We start from the raw sequence: 4,715 nt of genomic DNA on the forward strand, positions 1-4,715 counted from the left end.
ACCTCTTCCTGCCCAAGGATTCGTTGCCTGAAGACAGCCCTTACCGTGGTGCGGGCCTGACCAACCTCGAATACGCGGTATGCGCCGAAGAAATGGGCAAGGTGGGTTTTGCCTCCGAAGTCTTCAACTGCTCGGCGCCCGACACCGGCAACATGGAAGTGCTGGCGCGCTACGCCAACGACGCACAGAAGAAGCAGTGGATGGAGCCCTTGCTCGACGGCAAGATCCGCTCGGCCTTCTTGATGACCGAGCCCGCCGTGGCGTCGTCCGACGCGACCAACATCGCGATGGAGATCAAGCGCGACGGCGACTTCTACGTGCTCAACGGCCGCAAGTGGTGGTCGTCGGGTGTGGGCGACCCGCGCTGCAAGATCGCCATCGTGATGGGCAAGAGCAACCCCGAGGCGCCCTCGCACTCGCAGCAGTCGCAGGTGCTGGTGCCGCTGGACACGCCGGGGGTCGAGGTGATCCGCATGCTGCCGGTGTTTGGCTTCGACGATGCACCGCACGGCCACGCCGAGGTGGTGTTCAAGGACGTGCGCGTGCCGGCTGAAAACATCTTGCTCGGCGAAGGCCGTGGTTTCGAGATCGCGCAAGGCCGCTTGGGCCCGGGCCGCATCCACCACTGCATGCGCACCATCGGCAGCGCCGAAGTGGCGCTCGAGAAGATGATCAAGCGCTTGCAGTCGCGCGTGGCCTTCGGCAAGCGCCTGTCTGACCACTCGCTGTGGGAAGAGCGCATTGCCACCGCGCGCATCGACATCGAGATGACGCGACTGATGTGCCTGAAGGCGGCCGACATGATGGACAAGGCCGGCAACAAGGTCGCGCGCCTGGAGATCGCGATGATCAAGGTGGCGGCCCCGCGCATGGCGCTGAAGATCATCGACGACGCGATCCAGGCGCACGGGGCTGGGGGGGTGTCGGAAGACTTTGGGCTGGCCAAACAGTACGCGAGCATGCGCACCATGCGTCTGGCCGATGGGCCGGACGAAGTGCACAACCGCGCCATCGCCCGCTGGGAGTTCGGCAAGTACCGCGCGCCCGCGAAGGCCTGAGGTCTGCAAGCGTCTTTTTGGACGCAAAGAACGCAAAGGAGCGCAAAGAACGCAAAGACTTTTTTGACCCCTTTGCGTTCTTGGCTGTTGCCTCTTTGTGAGCTTTGCGTCAACGCTGGTGTTCTGGGCTTGCCCCTCAGCTCGTGGCCGCCATCGCCTGGCCCACTTCATTGCGGCCTTGTTCGCTGCCCGATTGGGGCACTACCTCTTCGTCACGATCGGAGATGACCTCGAATTGCGCGGCCACTTGGTCGTCCGCATCGGCCGGGGTGCCGATGTGCACACCGTGGGTCATGGTGACGTAGCTGCGCGCGAAGGTACCTGCGCCCGCATTGAGGATCACGCGTGACGGTGCGTCCTCCGACACCAGGTACAGCAGGCCCGGCGTGACAGCGGCGGGTGCCAGCTTGTCGAGCACGGCTTGCGGCATCAGGCCTTCGGTCATGGCGGTGGCGGCGGTGGGGGCGAGGCAGTTGACGCGCACGTTGTCTTTGGCGCCCTCAATTGATAGCGTCTGCATCAGGCCGACGAGCGCCATCTTGGCGGCGCCGTAGTTCGACTGGCCGAAGTTGCCGAACAGGCCCGACGACGAGGTGGTGTTGACGATGCGGCCGTACTTCTGCGCACGCATGATGTCCCACACCGCCTTGCAGCAGTTCACCGCGCCCATCAGGTGCACGTCGACCACGAGCTTGAAGTCGTCGATCTCCATCTTGGAAAAGCTCTTGTCGCGCAGGATGCCGGCGTTGTTGACCAGGATGTCGACACGCCCCCAGGTGTCCATCGCCAGCTTGACGGTGGCTTGCACCGCCGCGAAGTCGGTGACCGAGGCGATGCTCGCAATCGCTTCGCCGCCCGCGGCCTTGATCTCGTTGGCCACGGTCTCGGCGCCCGGCCCGAGGTCGTTGACCACCACCTTGGCGCCGCGTTGGGCCAGGGCCAGGGCGTGCTCGCGGCCGAGGCCGCCACCGGCGCCTGTCACGATCGCGACGCGGCCATCAAAGCTAATGCTCATAGTGCTCTTTCAAAATATCTGGTATGTTTCTTTGAACAAAAAACTGCCCTATCTACATAGGGCAATTCAACATGCGGAGACGATAACTTAGAAAACCTGGTTGGTCGCATTCGGCCTTTCCGCAGGCGCCAGTTCATGGCCATTCATCCCGCCCCAATTTAACCAGCAAGGAAAAGACATGTCGCTGTTCAATCTCACAGGCAAGGTCGCCATCATCACCGGCTCGTCGCGCGGCATTGGCAAGGCAATCGCCGAGCGCATGGCCGAGCACGGTGCCAAGGTCGTGATCTCCTCGCGCAAGCCCGAACCCTGCGCCGAAGTGGCCGCCGCCATCAACCAGGCGCGTGGTGCGGGCACGGCCATTTCGATCCCGGCCAACATCTCGTCGAAAGACGAACTCAAGCACCTGGTCGATGCGACGAACCGTCAGTTCGGCAAGGTCGACATCGTGGTGTGCAACGCCGCGTCGAACCCGTATTACGGGCCGATGGCCGGCATCGAAGACGACCAGTTCCTCAAGATCTTGCAGAACAACGTGATCGCCAACCACTGGCTGATCAACTTCGCGGTGCCGCAGATGATCGAGCGCAGGGATGGTGCGGTCATCATCGTCTCGAGCATCGGTGGCCTGCGCGGCTCGCCGGTGATCGGCGCATACAACGTGTCGAAGGCAGCCGACTTTCAACTCGCGCGCAACCTGGCCGTCGAGTACGGCCCGCACAACGTGCGTGTCAACTGCATTGCCCCGGGCCTCATCAAGACCGACTTCGCGAAGGCGCTGTGGGAGAACCCCGACACCCTGAAACGCGCCACCTCCGGCGCGCCGCTGCGCCGCATTGGCGAGCCCGACGAGATTGCTGGCGCGGCCGTGTTCCTCGCGTCGGCCGCCGGCTCGTTCATGACGGGCCAGGCGTTGGTGGTCGACGGCGGCGCCACCATCTGATTGACGGAGACACCACATGGCCAACGCCACCACCGAGCTGCAGGGCTTTCGCGAACAAACCCGGGCCTGGCTGGAGCAGAACTGCCCGCCGGAGATGCGCCAACCCGTCACCCACGAAGACGAGGTTTGCTGGGGCGGACGCCACTGGAAGTTTTCTTCCGAAGCGCAAAAGCTGTGGCTGCAGCGCATGGCCGAGAAAGGCTGGACGGTGCCGACCTGGCCGCGTGAATACGGCGGTGGTGGCCTGAGCGCCGACGAGGCCAAGATCCTTGCGCAAGAAATGCGCGCGCTCGGTTGCCGCTCGGCGGTGCAGAGCTTCGGCATCTGGATGCTGGGCCCGGCGCTGCTCAAGTTTGGTTCGCACGAACAGAAGCTGGAGCACCTGCCGAAGATTGCGCGCGGCGAGATCCGCTGGTGCCAGGGCTACTCCGAGCCCAACGCCGGCTCCGACCTTGCGTCGCTGCAAACGCGCGCTGATGACCGTGGCGACCACTACGTCGTCAACGGCCAGAAGATCTGGACGTCTTACGCCGACCGCGCCGACTGGATCTTCTGCCTGGTGCGCACCGACCCCGCTGCCAAGAAGCACACGGGCATCAGCTTCGTGCTGTTCGACATGGCGACACCGGGTGTCACCACCAAGCCGATCTTGCTGATCTCGGGCAAGTCGCCCTTTTGCGAAACCTTCTTCGACAACGTGCGGGTCGAGAAGCGCAACCTGGTGGGCACACTCAACGCTGGCTGGGACGTGGCCAAGTACCTGCTCACGCACGAGCGCGAAATGATCGGTGGCATCGGCGACCGGGGTGCCGCCAAACCGCTCGGCCAGTGGGCTGCCGCGCAGGTCGGCACCGATGCGGCCGGCCGACTGGCCGACCCGCTTCTGCGTGCGCAGATTGCGCAGTTCGAAGTCGATGAAGCGGCCTTCCGCTCGACGATGGAGCGTGCGATGGACGAAGCCCGCGCCGGCCGTGGCAACCCGGCCTTCAGCTCGGTGCTCAAGTACTACGGCGCCGAGCTCAACAAGCGCCGCTTCGAGCTGATGATGCAAGCCGGGGGTAGCGACGCGCTCGACTGGGAAAGCGAACGCACCCGCGAAGGCGCCACTGCGCGCGCCTGGCTGCGCACCAAGGGCAACTCGATCGAAGGTGGCACGAGTGAAGTGCAGCTGAATGTGATTGCCAAACGGATTCTGAATTTGCCTGGCGCCTGAGCCGAGTTCCGTTCGCACTGAGCCTGTCGAAGTGCCTGCCAAGCGATGCGCGCTGGCTTCGACCCTTCGACTCAGCTCAGGACAGGCAGGCTCAGCCCGAACGGTGGAGTTTTCAGCGCTGCCCCAACCTATCAAGAGACCAACCATGGCACTCGTCCACACAGAAGAACAAGGCATGCTGCGCGACAGCGCACGTGCATTCCTCGCCGACAACGCCCCCGTGTCGCAACTGCGCCAGCTGCGCGACACGCGCAACCAAGACGGCTTCTCGCGCACGCTCTGGCAACAATTCGCCGAGATGGGTTTCACCGGCGTGCTGATTCCCGAATCGCACGGTGGCCTGGGACTCGGCATGGTCGAAGCCGGTGTGGTGATGGAAGAGATCGGCCGCAACCTGAGCGCCTCGCCCTTCCTCGCCTCCAGCGTCGTCGCGACCACCGCGCTCTTGAGCGCCGGCAGCGATGCGCAGAAACAGGCCACCCTGCC

The 4,715-nt window shown here is 64.1% G+C and carries 5 protein-coding genes; 4 read left to right on the forward strand and 1 reads right to left on the reverse strand.

Translation table 11 applies throughout. The features are described from left to right. Positions 1–1,058, forward strand: a 1,058-nt coding sequence (locus tag RMO40_RS00745) for an acyl-CoA dehydrogenase family protein (RefSeq protein ID WP_309714983.1), incomplete at its 5' end; no start/stop codon positions are given. Positions 1,059–1,194: 136 nt separating this feature from the next. Here RMO40_RS00745 and RMO40_RS00750 read toward each other — a convergent pair. Then, positions 1,195–2,073 carry an SDR family NAD(P)-dependent oxidoreductase gene (locus RMO40_RS00750; protein WP_309714985.1) on the reverse strand — a complete coding sequence of 293 codons (879 nt, stop codon included), beginning with the start codon at positions 2,071–2,073 and terminating at the stop codon, positions 1,195–1,197. Positions 2,074–2,251: 178 nt separating this feature from the next. Here RMO40_RS00750 and RMO40_RS00755 point away from each other — a divergent pair, with 178 nt between their 5' ends. The 3 genes from RMO40_RS00755 to RMO40_RS00765 form a co-directional block, all read left to right on the forward strand. Beyond that, complete coding sequence (locus tag RMO40_RS00755) at positions 2,252–3,016, forward strand: glucose 1-dehydrogenase (protein ID WP_309714987.1); 765 nt, start codon at positions 2,252–2,254, stop codon at positions 3,014–3,016. Between the two features lie 16 nt (positions 3,017–3,032). Next, entirely contained in the window at positions 3,033–4,229 is a 1,197-nt protein-coding gene (locus RMO40_RS00760) for an acyl-CoA dehydrogenase family protein (RefSeq protein WP_309714989.1), read from the forward strand. A gap of 145 nt (positions 4,230–4,374) precedes the next feature. Continuing rightward, the coding region (locus RMO40_RS00765; protein WP_309714991.1) for an acyl-CoA dehydrogenase family protein at positions 4,375–4,715 on the forward strand (341 nt) is incomplete at its 3' end.

Origin of the sequence: Rhizobacter sp. (assembly GCF_031412075.1) — a bacterium.
Lineage (GTDB): Bacteria > Pseudomonadota > Gammaproteobacteria > Burkholderiales > Burkholderiaceae_C > Rhizobacter.